We start from the raw sequence: 16,513 nt of genomic DNA on the forward strand, positions 1-16,513 counted from the left end.
GGAGATGACCATGCCTCTTTGGTCTTGGGGCAGCCGTGCCAAAGCATAGGCAGCGCGCAGAACTCAAGCCTGCGCGCACCCGATTTGCCTGCTGCACAAATGCAAATGGCCGGTCTAGACCGGCCATTTGCTACAGGCTAATTACCACTCAACGCTTGCTGACCAGGTCCTTGGGCAGTTTGAAGGTCCAGAGCATGCCGCCCTGGTTGTAGTTCTTCACCCGCTTGGCCACTTCGCCGCCCCACAGTGGTACTGCACCACCCCAGCCGGAGAGCACCGAAACATACTGCTCGCCGTCCATCTCCCAGGTTACGGGCGAACCCAGCACGCCGGAGCCGGTCTGGAATTCCCAGACCTTCTCGCCGGTCTTGGCGTTGAAGGCCTGCAGGAAACCTTCCGGGTTGCCGGTAAACACCAGGTTACCCTTGGTGGTCATCACCCCGCCCCACAGCGGCGCGTAGTTTTTCTGCCGCCAGACTTCCTTGCCGGTTTTCGGGTCGATGGCGCGCAGCACGCCGATGTAGTCCTCGTTCAGCGGTTTGATGGTGAAGCCAGCACCGAGGTAGGCCGCGCCTTTCTTGTAGGCGATGTCCTCGTTCCAGATGTCCATGCCCCACTCGTTGGACGGCACGTAGAACAACCCGGTGTCCTGGCTGTAGGCCATCGGCATCCAGTTCTTCGCACCGAGGAAGGCCGGCGCGGAGAACACGCTCTTGCCCTTTTCCTTCGCGCTTGGCGAACCAGGACGGTTGCTGTCGTCGTAGATCGGCCGACCATTCTTGTCCAGGCCTTTGGCCCAGGTGATCTTGTCGACAAACGGGAAGCCACGGATGAACTTGCCGTTGGTGCGATCGAGCACGTAGAAGAAGCCGTTACGGTCAGCGGTGGCTGCGGCCTTGATGGTCTTGCCGCCTTCCTGATAGTTGAAGGACACCAGCTCGTTGACACCGTCGAAGTCCCAGCCGTCATGCGGGGTGGTCTGGAAGTGCCACTTGATGCTGCCATCATCCGGGTTCAGCGCCAGGCGCGAAGACGAATAGAGGTTGTCGCCCGGGCGCAGGTGCGAGTTCCACGGCGCCGGGTTACCGGTGCCGAACAGCAGCAGGTTGGTTTCCGCGTCGTAGTAACCGCCCAGCCAGGGCGCGGCGCCACCGGTTTTCCACAGGTCACCCGGCCAGGTCTTGCCGGCTTCGCCACCGCTGATGCCGTTCTCAATCGCCTTGCCGTCCTTGTAGACGTAGCCCATGTGACCTTCCACGGTCGGACGGCTCCACAGCAGTTCGCCGTTTTTCGGGTCATAGGCTTCGATCTTGCCGACCACGCCGAATTCGCCACCGGACACCCCGGTGATCAGCTTGCCGTTGACCACCAGCGGTGCCGCCGTGATCGAGTAACCGGCCTTGTGGTCCGCCACGTTCTTGCGCCACACCACCTTGCCGGTGTCCTTGTGCAGAGCCACCAGCTTGGCATCCAGGGTGCCGAAGATCACCAGGTCGCCATACAGCGCCACGCCACGGTTGATAACGTCGCAGCACGGGCGAATGTCATCCGGCAGGCGCGCATCGTACTGCCACAGCTCGCGCCCAGTGCGGGCATCGACGGCAAACACCCGCGAGTAGGACGCGGTGACATACATCACGCCGTCCTTGATCAGCGGCTGCGCTTGCTGGCCACGCTGCTTCTCGCCACCAAAGGACAGCGTCCAAACCGGGCGCAGGTCCTTGATGTTGTCTGTGTTGAGTGTGGCCAGCGGGCTGTAGCGTTGGCCTTGCAGCCCCAGGCCGTTGGTGACGATCTGGTCGGTGGTGGTGGCGTCCTTGAGGATTTCCTCATCGGTCACCGCCAGGGCGGCGGCGGACGGCATCAGCATCGCCGCGCACAGCGCGGTGAGGAGGAAAGGCTGGCGAAGACCGGTGTGTTTCATTGCGGCTACCTCTGTGGGTTCATTGTTATCACCGGGAATTTTTCCCGATCTGCCACAGATTCTTGGCTGCCCAGCCTCCCCCAACAATTGAACGCAGTACCGATTTAGCTACTCCCTTGGTAGCAATACCGCCCGTTTTATCGCTGCCTGACGCACCTGCCACGCAGGCAATTTTCCCGCCCGGATGTGCACCCACACCGTACCGGCACATGGCCTGGCCGACTTAAGTGCTAGCCCAGCCCCCTGAAAAGAGCATACCCAGCCCCCGGCCCAGCCGTTAGAAAGCTACTCCCCCACGCTAAGGAGCAAGCCATATGGGCCGCACCACCCCACTCAGCCACCTGTTGTTGAGCTGCCTGCTGCTGGTAGACCTGGGCAACCTTGCCCAGGCCGAGCCCATCAAGATCGGCCTCAACTACCCACGTACCGGCAATTACAAGGATGAAGGTCTCGAGCTGCGCCGTGGTGCACTGCTGGCCGTGGACGAAATCAACCAAGCAGGTGGCGTGCTCGGCAAACCGCTGGAGCTGCTCAGCAAGAACACCAGCTCGCAGGCCGACAAGGCCGTCAGCAATGTCGATTACTTCGCCAACCAGGACGCACGCATGGTGTTTGGCGGCGCCACCAGTGAAGAGGCGATAGCCGCCGGGCAACGCGCCCGCGAGCGCGGCCTGCTGTACTTCGCCACCCTGAGCTATGCCAATGAAGTGACCGGCCTGGCCGGCCATCGCTATCTGTTCCGGGAGTCCAACAGCGCCTGGATGAGTGCACGGGTGCTCGGCGAATACCTGTCCTGGCATATGCCACGCCAGCGCTACCACTACATCATTGTCGATGACGCCTGGGGCCGCAGCATGGAAAACGCCCTGCGCCTGGCCACCAACAGCACCGACCGCGCACGCCATGGCCGTACTGCGCTACCCAGTGGTCTGGTGCGCCGTGAGCAGTACCTGGCGGCGCTCAATAAAGCGGCCCGCAGCGAGGCGGATATCCTCGTGCTGGTGCTGCTCGGCGAGAACCTGCAGCGCAGCATGCGCATGGTGCACAACATGGGCCTCAAGCAACGTACGCAGATCATCGTGCCCAACCTGACCAAGAGCGTGGTGCAGCAGGCCGGGCCGCTGGTGATGGAGGGCGTGATCGGCACCGAAGCCTGGACCTGGAACCTGCCCAGCCAGGACAACATCGCCCAGGGCCAGCAATTCGTTGAGCGCTATATCAGCGATTATCAGGAGTACCCCGGCAGCACCAGCGCCTCCGCCTACTCCATCGTCAAGCAATGGGCCGATGCCGTGCAGCGCACGCAAAGCCTGGACAGCGAACGGCTGATCAGCACCCTGGAAGACCACAGTTACCAGTTGCTCAAGGGGCAGCAGCAGTGGCGCGCCTTCGACCATCAGAACGTGCAGAGCATCTATGCGGTACGGGTACGCAAGCGTGACGACGTGATGCTCGACCCGTTCAAGCAGCACTACTTCGACATCATCCACCATATGGACGGCGACCAGGCCGCGCCGAGCCAGGATGAGTGGCAGCAGGAGCGCGGCGAGGAATTGCAGCTGCGCTAAGCCAATCATGTGTTGCCAGGGACAACCCGTAGGGTGCGCTGCGCGCACCGGGATTCAACGTCTGCGCGGACATACCCCCAATTAGACGAGTAATGACTTGTGCGCACGGCGCACCCTACGAAGCAAGAGCACCTCACGTCTGTGTCGATAAATACAGACGTACCACACTCGTGGTACAGAGCCACCGCATCTGGGTATCGCAGTTTTTCTTAGCGATCCACCCGCTGCATCGCGGCCTGCTCATAACGCGGGTAGAGATGACTGACGCTGCGGATCAGCTCATAACGGCTGAGGTTTACGCCGGCAAAGCGTTCCGGGATGGCGGTGCGGATCAGTTCATTCATTTCCGCGCCCTGCTCGGCACCGCTGCGCATGACGCCGTCCAGCCAGCCGAGGTAATCACGCATCTGGGCAAAGGGCGCAGCATCGCTGGCCAGCGGGCCATGGCCGGGCACGATCTGCTTCCAGGGCAGGTGCTGCAGCTGGTCGAGATCCGCCAGCCAGGTGGCCAGGCTCGGTGTGCCGGGTGTGGTCAGGGCACGTTGATAAAACACCAGATCACCGGCAAACAGCACGCCGCTCTGCACATCGAGAATCGCCAGATCAGCCCCGGTGTGGCCGCTCAGGGCCAGCAGTTGCAGCGTCCGCCCGCCTACCTCAAGCATTCCCGGCTCAAGGCTCTCAGTGGGCAGCAGCACTTCGGTGCCGCGCATCCAGTCGCCCACCAGGCGGTACATGTTCTCCGCCATGGTATCGCCCTGCTCTACCAGCAACGCGGTGGTGCCGGGCAAGGCGGCAATCGGCACATCGCTGAAGGCCTGATTGCCCAGCACATGGTCGGGATGATGATGGGTCAGCATGACCTTGAGCAGCGGCTTGTCAGTGACGCGGGCAATCGCTTGGCGCATCACCTCGCCGTAACGCCGCGACGGCCCGCTGTCGATCACCACAACGCCTTTATCGGTGACGATAAACCCGGTGTTGACGATATTGCCGCCATTGGCCTGGGAGAAGTTGTCCGTGCTGCCTTCAAACAGCCACACGCCATCGGCAATCTGCCGGGGCTGTAGGTCGTAGGCGAGCGGATTGGCGTGCACGCAGGCGCTGGCCAGCGCCGCCAGTATGAGTATCCAGCGCATAAGCACCTCGCGATAAGACGGGCAGCGCCGTGCTGGGCTGCCCAGGGCAGAACCGCCATTTAGGGCGCGAGGCGGACCTCGCTGATCTGCACCAGCGGCTGGCTGTCGGTAAAGTTCGGCAGATCGCCCATGATCCGTGCCGCGTGCGGGGCAAAGCTCTGCTCGAACACCGCCACGCTGTCGAAATACAGATGCCCCATGGCGATATAGGGCGCGGCCTCACCGGGCGTGGCGCTGGCCAGGCCAGCGTCCACGGCAATGCCTTGGCACGCGCTGCCCAGGCATTCGCGCACGATCGCCATATGCTGCTCGCAGTAATAGGTCATGTCGAAACGCACACCGGGAGTATTGGGGTACAGCACGCTGACTTTGATCATGGCAGGTCCTTGTGGCTTTCAGAGTTCGGCTTTGAATTCATTGCCGTTGTTGTCACGCAACCATAGCTCGGTCTCGACGTTGCCCTTTACATCCAGGCTGATGGTCGGGTTTTCGCTGACGGCGGGAAACAGTTCGAGGCTGGCCAGGGTGTTGCCGCTGCGATCACGCAACTGCGCCTGGTTGAGAAAAAATTCCGGAATACCGCCGACCAGGCCGTTGTCCATCGGGTGGGCCACCTGCACGCGAAGGCGGTTGGCATCAGCCAGGACAAAGCGCTTGCCGAGCACTTCACCCAGATGCTCCTCCCAACCGGCCTGGGCGCGCACCACACTGGGGGCTGTGCAGCCGCCACCGGCAGCATCGATTTGCGTCGAACCGACATGCCAGAGCCCGTCACGGGTCAGTACCGCCACCCGCAGCGGCGTGGCCTGCTCGACCCGAATGCGGATGGCCAGCCGTGGCAGCACCTGCTCACCCGGCTGGAAATCGAAGATCTGTGGAATCGGATTGAGTTCGGCCCAGGCCAGCATGCGCACCACCTGACCGTCGAAGGCACTGGCGTCGATCTGAATCGGCACCTGCCGCGCGTCCTCGGCAAACGGCGGCGCGCTGAGCTTGACCCGCTCATCGAAAACAAAGGCTTCGCCGCCCAGCAGACGCTCGTGGTAGTAGTCCCACATCACCGATGTGACCGGGTCGCGCTGGCTGCCCCAGCTGTCCCAGGGCACGGCAAACAGCGCCAGCAGTAGAAATGAACGCCAATCCAGTTCCATCCCACACCTCCCGGTGCCGTTGACCTGCAGCCCTACTCAACCTCCTGGTACAACCCCGGCAACTCATAACGCAGACCGTAGTGGCCATAGATACGCTTGAGCTCCCCGGCGAGAATCAGCTCTTCGAGCTTTTCTTCCAGGGCATAGGCCAATTGCCGATTGCTTTCATGCACCGCCATGCCGATGTCCCAGACCTGCTTGCCCATGTCCGGGTAAGCGTTCTCGGCCAGCGCCAGTTGCTCGTCAGCCGCCAGTTTGAGCTGCCAGTCGACCTCGCCGCGCAGCGCCATCACCGCATCCACTTCACCGGCTTTCATCGCCGCGAACGCTTGCTGAACATTGCTGTAGTGATGGGTCTGCTGGCTGAGCATGCCGTCTTTCACCGATGACAGATAAAAGGACGGCACGCTTTCCACCTCGACACCAATGGGGTGGCGCTGAAACACCGCCACACTGGGCACCGCGTCCAGCCGGCGGCGGTCGAATGCCACCTGCCAGCGCTCACGCTGATACGGGCCGAACATCACCACCAGTTCGTTGACCAGCTCGCCGAACTCGTTGCTCTTGTAGGAAAACTCGCGGTCATAAGGAACGCGCAGCATCACATCGGCCAGTTCGTGCGGACGCAGGTAATGCCCGCGCCAGATGTAATCACGCAGGTCATCATCGAGCTTCTCGCCCGGCGGTGCCCAGATCACTTCAAGCCTGAGCCCCAGACCTGCGGCCAAAGCCTCGGCGACCTCATAGTCGACGCCACGGGATTTCCCGTCCTGCTGAAAGCTGTAAGGCGCGAAATCCTGATACAGCGCCACCTTGAGCACACCGGACTCGACAATCGAGTCATAGCTGCGCACCTGCGCCTGCAGCGGCGTACAGACCGCCAGCAGTGCAGAACACCACAGCCCCAGCCACACCAGTCGCCGAGCCATGCCGATTACTCCTCGATGGCCACGCTCTCCAGGTAACTGCGCACGGCCCACAGCGCTTCCTGGCTGAGGTAGTCGGCCATTTTCGGCATATACACCCGACCATCACGCACGGCGCCATTGATCACCCGCTCCTTGAACCACTCATCGCCGCTGATGCCGGCTTCGAGCAGGCGCAGGTCCGGGGCAATGCCACCGGATTTGGCTTCCAGGCCATGGCACGCCGCGCAGTTCTGGTTGTAGGCCGAAGAGCCAATTTCGATGGCGCGCGGGTTGCCCCGGTAGGGGTTCTCATCACGCCATTCTTCGCCCAGCGGCTCCAGACCGTCGGTCTTCACCGCCTGGGGCACCACATCACCATGCGCCCAGAGGTTGGCCGAGAAGGCCAACAGCAGCAGAGCAAAACCGGTGTTCTTTTTAATTGTCATGTTCAAGGCCTCATCGAATGCACGCACACAGCTCGTACGGAGCTTGCTTGCGAGCATCTTAGAAACAGCGCCGCGCCCGCCGAATGCTGCTTTGGTGGCCCGCGACTAGTCCCTTGGTAGTAGGGCTTGCGACCCCATGACAGGTGGCTTTGGCAGCAAGGCTAAGTCATGTCCAGTTTGGGCATTCTTCCCGGCGCAGGCGGGAGTTTTTCCGTTTCGGCGCAATCCCCGTGGTTCCACTATCGGCTCGCCAGGTCGCCAACAGCACAGGACCTGCAACCTTCACCACCACGATGGGAAACCACAACCATGACAACAAGATCGTTACCCAGCATGCCGCGCCCCGTGGCACTTGCCGTCCACAGCCTGCTGCTGGCCGGTGGCCTGGCCTTGAGTGGCAGCGCCCTGGCCAAGAATGTCACCTGGGACGACATCGCCAACGACCACACCACCACCAACAACGTGCTGCAGTACGGCATGGGCACCAACGCCCAACGCTGGAGCCCGCTGGCCCAGGTCAACGACCAGAACGTGTTCAAACTGACGCCCGCCTGGTCCTTCTCCTTCGGTGACGAAAAGCAGCGCGGCCAGGAGTCCCAGGCCATCGTCCATGACGGCGTGATCTACGTGACCGGCTCCTACTCGCGGGTATTCGCCCTCGACGCGAAAACCGGCAAACGCCTGTGGACCTACAACCACCGCCTGCCGGACAACATTCGTCCGTGCTGCGACGTGGTCAACCGCGGCGCTGCCATCTACGGCGACAAGATCTACTTCGGCACCCTCGACGCCCGCGTCGTCGCGCTGAACAAAGACACCGGCAAAGTGGTGTGGAACAAGAAGTTCGGTGACCACGCCGTTGGCTACACCATGACCGGCGCGCCAACCCTGGTGAAAGACCAGAAGAGCGGCAAGACCCTGCTGATCCACGGCAGCTCCGGTGACGAATTCGGCGTAGTCGGCAAGCTGTTTGCCCGCGACCCGGACACCGGTGAAGAAGTCTGGATGCGTCCGTTCGTCGAAGGCCACATGGGCCGCCTGAACGGCAAAGACAGCACCCCGACTGGCGACGTGAAAGCACCGAGCTGGCCGGATGATCCCAACCACCCGACCGGCAAGAAAGCGGCCTGGAGTCAGGGCGGTGGTGCACCGTGGCAGAGCGCCAGCTTCGACGCGGAAACCAACACCATCATCATCGGTGCCGGCAACCCGGCCCCGTGGAACGGCTGGGCACGCACCAGCGAAGGTGGCAATCCGAAGGACTACGACAGCCTCTACACCTCTGGCCAGGTTGGCGTAGACCCGACCACCGGTGAAGTGAAGTGGTTCTACCAGCACACCCCGAACGATGCCTGGGACTTCTCCGGCAACAACGAACTGGTGCTGTTCGACTACAAGGACAAGGCCGGTAAAACCGTCAAGGCTACCGCCCACGCCGACCGCAACGGTTTCTTCTATGTAGTCGACCGCGCCAACGGCAAGCTGCAAAACGCCTTCCCCTTCGTCGACAAGATCACCTGGGCCAGCCATATCGACCTGAAAACCGGTCGCCCGGTGGAAAACGAAGGTCAACGCCCACCAAAACCGGAGCCGGGTGAAGCCAAAGGCAAATCGGTAGAAGTGTCGCCGCCTTTCCTCGGTGGCAAAAACTGGAACCCGATGGCCTACAGCCAGGACACCGGCCTGTTCTACGTGCCGGCCAACCACTGGAAAGAGGACTACTGGGCCGAGGAAGCCAACTACAAGGCGGGCTCCGCTTACCTGGGCATGGGCTTCCGCATCAAACGCCTGTTCGAAGACCACGTCGGCATCCTGCGGGCAATGAACCCGACCACCGGCAAGGTCGTCTGGGAGCACAAGGAAAAACTGCCACTGTGGGCCGGCGTACTGGCCACCAAGGGCAATCTGGTGTTCACCGGCACTGGCGACGGCTACTTCAAGGCCTTCGACGCGAAGAACGGCAAGGAGCTGTGGAAGTTCCAGACCGGCACCGGAATCATCTCCCCGCCCATCACCTGGGAACAGGATGGCGAGCAGTACATCGGCGTAACTACCGGTTACGGCGGAGCAGTACCGCTGTGGGGCGGCGACATGGCCGAGCTGACCAAACCGGTCGCGCAAGGCGGCTCGTTCTGGGTATTCAAGCTGCCAAGCTGGGATAACAAGACCGCACAACGCTGATCGCAACTCGCATGACGCACCCCAGGGTGCGTCATGCGCACGCGCTTCCAAGCAACCACCTGCGTTGCCCCGTGGTGCGCACGGCGCACCCTACCCGAGGACTCGCCATGAATTACCTGCCTCTGCTTCTGCCCATCGTACTGCTGGTGCTGGGTACCGAACTGGTCAATGCCGATGAGGTGCTCACCGTCAACGGCTGCCGCATCGAAGCCGACAGCCAATGCCCCAAAGCCAACCTGCAAGGTGCCAACCTGAGCAACCAGGACATGCGCCGTATGAACCTGGAAGGTGCCGACCTGCGTGGTGCCGATTTACGCCATAGCCGCCTGGATCTGGCCAACCTGGAAAAAGCACAACTGCAAGGTGCCGACCTGACCCGTGCCAGCCTGCAACAAAGTCAGCTGCGCCTGGCCGACTTCAGCAACAGCACCCTGGTAGCCATCAACGGCTGGGCCATGTATGCCCAGGCGGCAAAATTCAACGCAGCCGATATGCGCGCTGCCAACCTGGAATTCGCCCGCCTGTCTGCCGCCAAACTGCACAATGCCAACCTGCAAGCGGCCAATCTGGAAATGACCTGGCTAAGCAAGGCTGACCTCAAGGGCGCCAACCTCAAGGACGCCAACCTGCAAGAGGTCAAACTCTCAGGCTCCAACCTCGCCGACGCCGACCTAAGCGGCACGCGCACCCACTACGGCAACTTCCAGGGCGCCAATATGGAAGGCTGCACCGCCTGCCCCGATGGCTGGGAATAACCTCACGCTAACGCCCCCCCTTCCTCTGTAGGAGCGGGCCATGCCCGCGAACCTCTACACAGCACAAAGCCGTAGCCCGGCTGCACTCCGAGGAGTTCAGCCGGGCTACCTATTCTTTTATCTAGAAAAACGGCTCAGGCGCTTTCCAGGCCCAGGCGGATGACCCCGGTATCGATGGCCAGATGCACCAGCTCGGCCTGGGAGCTGACCTGCAACTTGCTCTTGAGCAAGGTCAGGTAGTTGGACACGGTCTTACCGCTGATGCACAGCCGCTCGGCAATCTGCCGGCTGGGCATGCCTTTGGCCAGCATCACGAATATCTCGAACTCGCGCTGGGTCATGCCGCGCAGGCGCGGATCACTGCTGCCCTCGCCAAGTGGATTGCAAGCCAGATGCGTGGCCAGCCCCTGCTCGATATAGGCATGTCCGGCCAGGGTACGTTTAACCGCTTCAACCAGCACCTCGGGTGAGGACGTTTTGGTCAGATAACCCAGTGCACCGGCCTCCAGGGCCTGACGAACCAGGGGCAGCTCATCGTGCATGCTGAAGAACAGCACCCGCAGTTGCGGCAAACGCTGACGCAGCCGCCGGGTGGTTTCCAGACCGCTGATCCCGGGCAGGCCGATATCCATGATGACCAGATTGGGGATTTCCTCCTGCACCATCTGCAGGGCCTGTTCGCCATCGCAGGCCTCGCGCACCTGCACCTCTGGTAACAAGGCCCGCAGCAGGCTGGCATAGCCCTGACGGACCACCGCGTGATCATCGACCAGCAGAATCTTCATAGCTCGGGCTCCGGCACTATCAGGGTCAGGCACAGTGCCCACCCCGCTTGAGGACGGCTGTGTACGCGCAGTACGGCACCCAGGCTGCGCGCCCGCTCGTGGATCGAGCGCAGGCCGATGCCGGGACGCTGCGGCAGTTGCGCACCACAACCATTGTCACGAATAAACAGACGCAAACGCTGCCCCTGATAATGCAGGCGCACGCGCACTTCGCTGGCCTGGGCGTGCCTGGCGACGTTGGTCAGGGCCTCCTGCACCAGCCGGTACAGATGCGCCTTGGTCGGCAGTGGCAAACTTGGCAGCCGGCGGCTGAGCGAAACCTGGCACTGTACGCGCTGTGCGGCCTGCCAGTTATCAGCGAGCAGTTGCAGCGCCTCGTCCAGTTCAAGGCGCTCCAGTACCACCGGGTAGAGATCACGGATCAAGGCGCGAAAACCGTCCTGCAAGCGCTGGCAGTGGTTGTCCAGATGCTGGGCGGTCAGGCGCACCTGCTCGGGCTGAGCGGCCACCGCTTGCAGCAGGCAGGCCTGGGCACGGATACCGCTGAGGTACTGGCCGAGGTCGTCATGCAGGGTCTGCCCAAGACGGGTGCGCTCGCGCTCTTGCAACGCCATCAGCGCTTGAGTCAGTTCGGTATTGTCGGCCTGCACCTGTTGCAGGGTGGTGGCCATGGCATTGAAATGCCCGGCCAGTTGCCGTGCCTCTGGCAGGCTGTGCGCCGGCAGACGCGCATCGAACTGGCCCTGAGTCACCTGTTGCAGACCGCATAGCAACTCATCCAGCACGCGCAGGCCACGGTGCACGGCCCAGCGAATCGCCACCAGGCTGATCAACAGCGCCAGCAGGCAGAGCAACAGCAGTTGCAGAAGCGAATCCCAGACTTCATCGATTTCATCCGCCGGATCGACGGCAATCTGCAACTGTCGGCCATCGGCCAGTTGCACCACACGCGGGCGGTGTTGCTGCGGGAACAGACGCTGCCCCAGCCATTGTTCAAGCGACAACTGTGGCACGGCGGCAGGTGCTGGTAGCCACTGCACCCGCACATGCCGCAGGTTGCCGGTCAGCCCGCTGTGCAGGCTGGCCGGGTCACGCTGAGCCGCTTCGTACAGGTACTCGACCACCGCCTCGGCAGCCTGCACCTCACGCTGTACATCCTCGCGGGCCTGGCGCAGCAGCAACGCCAGGCCCAGCACCGTGACCAGTGCAAAAAACAGCGTCACCAGCAGGTAGATGCGCCATAGAACGGACACGTTACTTGACCACGAAATGACCGAGCATGCCCTTGCCTTCCAGGCCCTTGGCATAGAAACGGAACGTGCCGGGCTTGATCGGTACGAAGAAGATCTCCGCCTCGCCGGCTTCCTCAAACTCCAGTTCGGTAAGGGTGATGGCCTTGATCTCCACGCCACCGGCTTCAACCTTGCGCAGGTAGATCGAGGTGGCGAATTCCGGAGCCTGGAAGGCGTACTCCTTCAGCCCGCTGGCGATGATCTTCAGTTGGTAGGCCTTGCCAGTTTCCAGCTGGTATTCGCTTTGCGACAGGCTGTAATCGCTGGCTTCGCTGCCCAGCAGCAGATCCGGCAGTTTCTCGGTGCGACGGGTCAGGTCGCCGGCCGCATAAATGTTGTCAAAACCGATCAGGCTGCTCAGCAGAATCAGCGCCAGGGCGAGTGTTTTGAGCGTGCTCATGGAGGGTACCTGTTCTTGTTTTATGGGATGGGATCATCCTAAAACGCTGACGCACCCGCCGACTTACTACCTTGGTACTGGCGTACTGGTACTTTGGGCATATTTCCCGAATACCGGGCTGTTCCTATGCTGGCAACACCTATCCAGGAGTTGCCCATGCGTCGGATCAGCCACCCCCTCATGCTCTGCGCCGCCGCGTTGTGCAGCCTGGCAACGCCCTGCCTGGCCAGCCCGACAACCGACACCTTGCAGGTGCGTATCGCTTACCTGGGTTACACCCTGGCAACCGGCCCGGTGCTGTCCAACGTCATCCCCGAGCCGGCCGATACCGGCCTGCGCGGGGCCGAGCTGGCGATTATCGACAGCAACAGCACTGGGCGTTTTCTCAAGCACAGTTACCAGCTCGACGTAGCCGAACGAGGCGACAACGACAGCCTGCTGGCTGCAGCCCGTGAACTGCACGCACAGGGCCTGCGCCTGTTCGTGGTCAATGCGCCGACAGCAACCCTGCGCCAACTCAGCCAGGCGCTGCCCGACAGCCTGCTGCTCAATGCCGGCAGCGCCGACGACAGCCTGCGCCACAGCCAGTGCCTGAACAATGTGCTGCACACCCTGCCCAGCCGCACCATGCTCGCCGATGCCTTGGCGCAGTTTCTCGCCGTGCGCAAATGGACGCGCTGGCTGCTGGTGACCGGCAGCACCGAGGACGATATCGCCTACGCCGCCGCGCTCAAGCGCGCCGCCAAACGCTTCGGCCACAAGATCGTCGCCGAGAAGCCATGGAGCTTCGACAACGACCAGCGCCGCAGCGCCCAGGCGGAAATGCCGCTGTTCACCCAGACGGCGGAATACGACGTGGTGCTGGTGGCCGACGAGCGTGGCGACTTCGGCGAGTACCTGCCCTACAACACCTGGTACCCGCGCCCGGTGGCCGGCACCCAGGGCCTGATCCCGACTGCCTGGCACAAGACCGTGGAAACCTTCGGTGCCGCGCAGTTGCAGAAACGCTTCGAGGCCCACGCCCAGCGCTGGATGAACGACCGCGATTTCGCCGCCTGGATGGCCGTGCGCAGCATTGCCGCCGCGGTGACCAAACTGCGCCAGAACGACGCCCAGGCAATCCGCACCCTGGCCTTGAGCGAGCAGCTGCCGCTCGATGGTTTCAAGGGTCGCAAGCTGAGCTTCCGCCCGTGGAACGGCGAACTGCGCCAACCAATCCCGTTGGTACAGCCACGCGCGCTGGTCAGCACCTCGCCACAGGATGGTTTTCTGCACCCCAACAACGAAATGGACAGCCTCGGCTATGACCGGCCGGAAGTGAGCTGCGATCTGGCAGGCAACAGTAATTGATGGTGCGCGCGGTGCACCCTACCGCGCGTAGAACCGTAGGGTGCGCCGTGCGCACCACCCACACAACTTGCAGCCCAAAACAACAAGAGGATCAACCCCATGCGCCTGACTCACCTTGCCTGCGCCATTGCCCTTGGCCTGACCAGCCACACCGCCCTGGCGGCCACCGCCTATGTGTCCAACGAGAAAGACGACAGCATCAGCGTGATTGATCTGGACAGCCTTGAGGTCACCGCCACCCTTGAAGTAGGCATGCGGCCGCGCGGCCTGCTGCTGTCTTCCGACAACAAGCTGCTGTACATCTGCGCCAGCGACTCGGACCGGGTACAGGTGATGGACCTGGCCACCCGCACCATAATCAAGGAACTACCCTCGGGCGCCGACCCCGAGCAGTTCGCCCTGCACCCCAACGACCGCTGGCTGTACATCTCCAACGAGGACGATGCACTGGTGACCGTGGTCGACACCCAGAGCGACGAAGTGCTGGCGCAGATCGACGTCGGCGTCGAGCCGGAAGGCATGGCTGTCAGCCCCGATGGCAAATGGGCGGTCAACACCAGCGAAACCACCAACATGCTGCACTGGATCGATACCAGCACCCAGCAGTTGGTGGACAACACCCTGGTCGATCAACGCCCCCGCCATGTCGAATTCGACAAGACCGGCAAACGCCTGTGGGCTTCAGCCGAGATCGGCGGCACAGTCAGCGTGATCGATGTGGCCAGCCGGCAGATCGAGAAGGTGCTGAACTTCCAGATCAAGGGCGTGCACCCGGACAAGGTCCAGCCGGTCGGGGTCAAGCTGAGCGACGATGGCAAGTACGCCTTTGTCGCCCTCGGCCCGGCCAACCATGTGGCCGTGGTCGATGCCAAAACCTATGAGGTGCTCGATTACCTGCTGGTCGGCCGCCGTGTCTGGCATATGGCGTTCACTCCAGATCAAAAACGCCTGCTGACCACCAACGGGGTCAGCGGTGATGTGTCGGTGATCGATGTCGACAGCCTCAAGGTGACCAAGTCGATCAAGGTCGGCCGCTACCCTTGGGGCGTGGTTGTCACGCCATGAGTGCACTCCAGGTACAGGGCGTGAGCTTCGCCTACGGCCCACGCCAGGCGTTACAGGAGGTCGGCTTCAATGTAGCGGCGGGCAGCTTCAGCGCACTGCTGGGGCCTAACGGTGCGGGCAAGTCGACGCTGATCGCCCTGCTCACCCGGCTTTATGACCTGCAACACGGCGACATCCACATCTTCGGCCACAGCCTGCGCTGCGAGCCGCGCCAGGCATTGCGCCAACTGGGTGTGGTGTTCCAGCAGAGCACCCTGGACCTGGACCTGTCGGTGCAGCAGAACCTCGCCTACCACGCCGCGCTGCATGGTCTGGGCAAACGCGAAGCCGGCGCGCGCATCGACGAGGAACTGGCCCGCCAGCAACTCGGCGAACGCCGCCACGAGAAGATCCGCGCGCTGAATGGTGGCCACCGCCGTCGCGTCGAGATAGCCCGCGCCCTGCTGCATCGGCCACGCCTGCTGCTGCTTGATGAAGCCAGCGTCGGCCTCGACCCGGCCAGCCGTCTGGCGCTGAACCAGCATGTGCGCACGCTGTGCAGCGAACAGCAACTGGCGGTGCTGTGGACCACCCACCTGCTCGATGAAATAGCGACGGGCGACGACCTGCTGGTTCTCAACCGCAGCCGCCTGGTCGCCCAGGGCCCAGCCGGCGAACTGGGTGATGATCTGGCCGCCAGCTTCAACCGACTCACTGCGCCAGCACCACAACCGATGGAGGTTGGTCGATGAATGCCTACTGGTATTGCCTGCAAGGCATCGTGCAACGCGAATGGCTGCGTTTCGTGCTGCAGCGCAGCCGCTTCTTCAGCGCTCTGGTGCGGCCATTGCTGTGGCTGCTGGTGTTCGCCGCTGGCTTTCGCGCGGCGCTGGGCATCGCCATCATCGCGCCCTACGACACCTACATCACCTACGAAACCTATATCGTGCCGGGGCTGGCCTGTATGATCCTGCTGTTCAACGGCATGCAGGGTTCTCTGTCGATGGTCTACGACCGCGAAATGGGCAGCATGCGTGTGCTGCTGACCAGCCCACTGCCACGGGCCTTTCTACTTGCCAGCAAACTGCTGGCGATTGCCCTGATCTCACTGCTGCAGGTGTACGCCTTTCTCGCCATTGCCTGGTTCTACGGCGTGCAACCGCCCGTCTGGGGCCTGCTCGCTGCGCTGCCGGCGTTGCTGCTGGTGGCTCTGCTGCTCAGCGCCCTCGGCCTGCTGCTGTCCAATGGCATCCGCCAGTTGGAGAACTTCGCCGGGGTGATGAATTTCGTCATCTTCCCGCTGTTTTTCCTCTCATCAGCGCTCTATCCGTTGTGGAAGATGCGCGATGCCAGCGAGTGGCTGTACTGGCTGTGCGCCCTCAACCCCTTCACCCATGCCGTGGAACTGGTGCGCTTTGCCCTCTACCTGCGCTTCAGCCCCCTGGCGTTGGCCGTATGTCTGGGCCTAACCCTGCTGTTCGCAGCGCTCGCGGTGCTGACCTTCAACCCGCAACATGCAGCCCTGCGCAAAGGCAGCTAGGCATATCAGGCACCACGCATATCTACTACT

The 16,513-nt window shown here is 62.5% G+C and carries 16 protein-coding genes; 7 read left to right on the plus strand and 9 right to left on the minus strand.

All coding sequences use genetic code 11. The annotated features are described in order from the left end of the window. Nucleotides 1–148 precede the first annotated feature (148 nt). On the minus strand, nucleotides 149–1,924 hold the full coding sequence (locus CUR33_RS16310; RefSeq protein ID WP_233684633.1) for a methanol/ethanol family PQQ-dependent dehydrogenase: 1,776 nt from the start codon (nucleotides 1,922–1,924) through the stop codon (nucleotides 149–151). A 314-nt stretch (nucleotides 1,925–2,238) separates the two neighbouring features. Between CUR33_RS16310 and CUR33_RS16315 the strand changes: the two genes are divergently transcribed. Continuing rightward, a complete protein-coding gene (locus tag CUR33_RS16315) occupies nucleotides 2,239–3,492 on the plus strand; it encodes an ABC transporter substrate-binding protein (protein WP_090252820.1) in 1,254 nt (417 codons plus the stop codon). Between the two features lie 209 nt (nucleotides 3,493–3,701). On the opposite strand, the gene CUR33_RS16320 is transcribed toward CUR33_RS16315, so the two are convergent. The 5 genes from CUR33_RS16320 to pedF are packed head-to-tail and all read right to left on the minus strand — an operon-like array spanning nucleotide 3,702 to nucleotide 7,136. After that, the gene (locus tag CUR33_RS16320; protein ID WP_090252817.1) at nucleotides 3,702–4,631 is read right to left on the minus strand and encodes a quinoprotein relay system zinc metallohydrolase 1; all 930 of its coding nucleotides are present in this window, start codon (nucleotides 4,629–4,631) and stop codon (nucleotides 3,702–3,704) included. Between the two features lie 59 nt (nucleotides 4,632–4,690). Next, entirely contained in the window at nucleotides 4,691–5,008 is a 318-nt protein-coding gene (locus CUR33_RS16325) for an EthD family reductase (RefSeq protein WP_090252814.1), read from the minus strand. Between the two features lie 18 nt (nucleotides 5,009–5,026). After that, the gene (locus CUR33_RS16330) at nucleotides 5,027–5,776 is read right to left on the minus strand and encodes a quinoprotein dehydrogenase-associated SoxYZ-like carrier (protein WP_090254090.1); all 750 of its coding nucleotides are present in this window, start codon (nucleotides 5,774–5,776) and stop codon (nucleotides 5,027–5,029) included. 38 nt (nucleotides 5,777–5,814) lie between these two features. Then, a complete protein-coding gene (locus CUR33_RS16335) occupies nucleotides 5,815–6,711 on the minus strand; it encodes a substrate-binding periplasmic protein (protein ID WP_090252812.1) in 897 nt (298 codons plus the stop codon). A gap of 5 nt (nucleotides 6,712–6,716) precedes the next feature. Then, complete coding sequence (gene pedF / locus CUR33_RS16340; protein ID WP_090254087.1) at nucleotides 6,717–7,136, minus strand: cytochrome c-550 PedF; 420 nt, start codon at nucleotides 7,134–7,136, stop codon at nucleotides 6,717–6,719. A 309-nt stretch (nucleotides 7,137–7,445) separates the two neighbouring features. On the opposite strand from pedF, the gene exaA reads away from it, so the two are divergent. After that, nucleotides 7,446–9,317 (plus strand): quinoprotein ethanol dehydrogenase, encoded by a 1,872-nt coding sequence (exaA, locus tag CUR33_RS16345; RefSeq protein ID WP_090252809.1) that lies wholly within the window; start codon nucleotides 7,446–7,448, stop codon nucleotides 9,315–9,317. A gap of 107 nt (nucleotides 9,318–9,424) precedes the next feature. Further along, the gene (locus CUR33_RS16350; RefSeq protein WP_090252807.1) at nucleotides 9,425–10,072 is read left to right on the plus strand and encodes a pentapeptide repeat-containing protein; all 648 of its coding nucleotides are present in this window, start codon (nucleotides 9,425–9,427) and stop codon (nucleotides 10,070–10,072) included. A gap of 134 nt (nucleotides 10,073–10,206) precedes the next feature. Here the strand turns inward: CUR33_RS16350 and CUR33_RS16355 are convergent, their stop codons facing one another. From CUR33_RS16355 to CUR33_RS16365, 3 genes are read right to left on the minus strand one after another with little or no spacing between them, the layout of a single operon-like run. Then, nucleotides 10,207–10,857, minus strand: coding sequence for a response regulator transcription factor (locus CUR33_RS16355; protein WP_090252804.1), 651 nt, complete (start codon nucleotides 10,855–10,857; stop codon nucleotides 10,207–10,209). Beyond that, on the minus strand, nucleotides 10,854–12,110 hold the full coding sequence (locus CUR33_RS16360; protein WP_090252801.1) for a HAMP domain-containing sensor histidine kinase: 1,257 nt from the start codon (nucleotides 12,108–12,110) through the stop codon (nucleotides 10,854–10,856). Before CUR33_RS16360 ends, CUR33_RS16355 begins: the two co-directional genes overlap by 4 nt. Before the next feature lies 1 nt (nucleotide 12,111). Further along, entirely contained in the window at nucleotides 12,112–12,549 is a 438-nt protein-coding gene (locus CUR33_RS16365) for a copper-binding protein (RefSeq protein WP_090252799.1), read from the minus strand. Nucleotides 12,550–12,705: 156 nt separating this feature from the next. Between CUR33_RS16365 and CUR33_RS16370 the strand changes: the two genes are divergently transcribed. The 4 genes from CUR33_RS16370 to CUR33_RS16385 all read left to right on the plus strand — a co-directional run bounded on the left by CUR33_RS16370 (nucleotide 12,706) and on the right by CUR33_RS16385 (nucleotide 16,483). Further along, nucleotides 12,706–13,899: an ABC transporter substrate-binding protein gene (locus tag CUR33_RS16370; RefSeq protein WP_289240322.1), complete on the plus strand. Its 1,194-nt coding sequence runs from the start codon at nucleotides 12,706–12,708 to the stop codon at nucleotides 13,897–13,899. A gap of 99 nt (nucleotides 13,900–13,998) precedes the next feature. Further along, the gene (locus tag CUR33_RS16375; protein WP_167144903.1) at nucleotides 13,999–14,964 is read left to right on the plus strand and encodes a YVTN family beta-propeller repeat protein; all 966 of its coding nucleotides are present in this window, start codon (nucleotides 13,999–14,001) and stop codon (nucleotides 14,962–14,964) included. After that, nucleotides 14,961–15,695, plus strand: a complete 735-nt coding sequence (locus CUR33_RS16380) for an ABC transporter ATP-binding protein (RefSeq protein WP_090252790.1) — start codon at nucleotides 14,961–14,963, stop codon at nucleotides 15,693–15,695. Before CUR33_RS16375 ends, CUR33_RS16380 begins: the two co-directional genes overlap by 4 nt. Beyond that, entirely contained in the window at nucleotides 15,692–16,483 is a 792-nt protein-coding gene (locus tag CUR33_RS16385) for an ABC transporter permease (protein ID WP_289240323.1), read from the plus strand. The genes CUR33_RS16380 and CUR33_RS16385 overlap by 4 nt, the downstream gene beginning before the upstream one ends. The last annotated feature ends 30 nt before the right edge of the window (nucleotides 16,484–16,513 follow it).

The sequence above is a fragment of the Pseudomonas sp. FEMGT703P genome, assembly GCF_002786345.1.
In the GTDB taxonomy this organism is placed as follows: domain Bacteria; phylum Pseudomonadota; class Gammaproteobacteria; order Pseudomonadales; family Pseudomonadaceae; genus Aquipseudomonas; species Aquipseudomonas peli.

What these genes read in the sequence shown, in the direction of transcription:
- pedF (WP_090254087.1), bottom strand. Translation starts at nt 7,136, where the DNA reads ATGACAATTAAAAAGAACACCGGTTTTGCTCTGCTGCTGTTGGCCTTC.
- CUR33_RS16355 (WP_090252804.1), bottom strand. Translation starts at nt 10,857, where the DNA reads ATGAAGATTCTGCTGGTCGATGATCACGCGGTGGTCCGTCAGGGCTAT.
- CUR33_RS16370 (WP_289240322.1), top strand. Translation starts at nt 12,706, where the DNA reads ATGCGTCGGATCAGCCACCCCCTCATGCTCTGCGCCGCCGCGTTGTGC.
- CUR33_RS16315 (WP_090252820.1), top strand. Translation starts at nt 2,239, where the DNA reads ATGGGCCGCACCACCCCACTCAGCCACCTGTTGTTGAGCTGCCTGCTG.
- CUR33_RS16375 (WP_167144903.1), top strand. Translation starts at nt 13,999, where the DNA reads ATGCGCCTGACTCACCTTGCCTGCGCCATTGCCCTTGGCCTGACCAGC.
- exaA (WP_090252809.1), top strand. Translation starts at nt 7,446, where the DNA reads ATGACAACAAGATCGTTACCCAGCATGCCGCGCCCCGTGGCACTTGCC.
- CUR33_RS16350 (WP_090252807.1), top strand. Translation starts at nt 9,425, where the DNA reads ATGAATTACCTGCCTCTGCTTCTGCCCATCGTACTGCTGGTGCTGGGT.
- CUR33_RS16320 (WP_090252817.1), bottom strand. Translation starts at nt 4,631, where the DNA reads ATGCGCTGGATACTCATACTGGCGGCGCTGGCCAGCGCCTGCGTGCAC.
- CUR33_RS16325 (WP_090252814.1), bottom strand. Translation starts at nt 5,008, where the DNA reads ATGATCAAAGTCAGCGTGCTGTACCCCAATACTCCCGGTGTGCGTTTC.
- CUR33_RS16385 (WP_289240323.1), top strand. Translation starts at nt 15,692, where the DNA reads ATGAATGCCTACTGGTATTGCCTGCAAGGCATCGTGCAACGCGAATGG.
- CUR33_RS16380 (WP_090252790.1), top strand. Translation starts at nt 14,961, where the DNA reads ATGAGTGCACTCCAGGTACAGGGCGTGAGCTTCGCCTACGGCCCACGC.
- CUR33_RS16310 (WP_233684633.1), bottom strand. Translation starts at nt 1,924, where the DNA reads ATGAAACACACCGGTCTTCGCCAGCCTTTCCTCCTCACCGCGCTGTGC.
- CUR33_RS16335 (WP_090252812.1), bottom strand. Translation starts at nt 6,711, where the DNA reads ATGGCTCGGCGACTGGTGTGGCTGGGGCTGTGGTGTTCTGCACTGCTG.
- CUR33_RS16365 (WP_090252799.1), bottom strand. Translation starts at nt 12,549, where the DNA reads ATGAGCACGCTCAAAACACTCGCCCTGGCGCTGATTCTGCTGAGCAGC.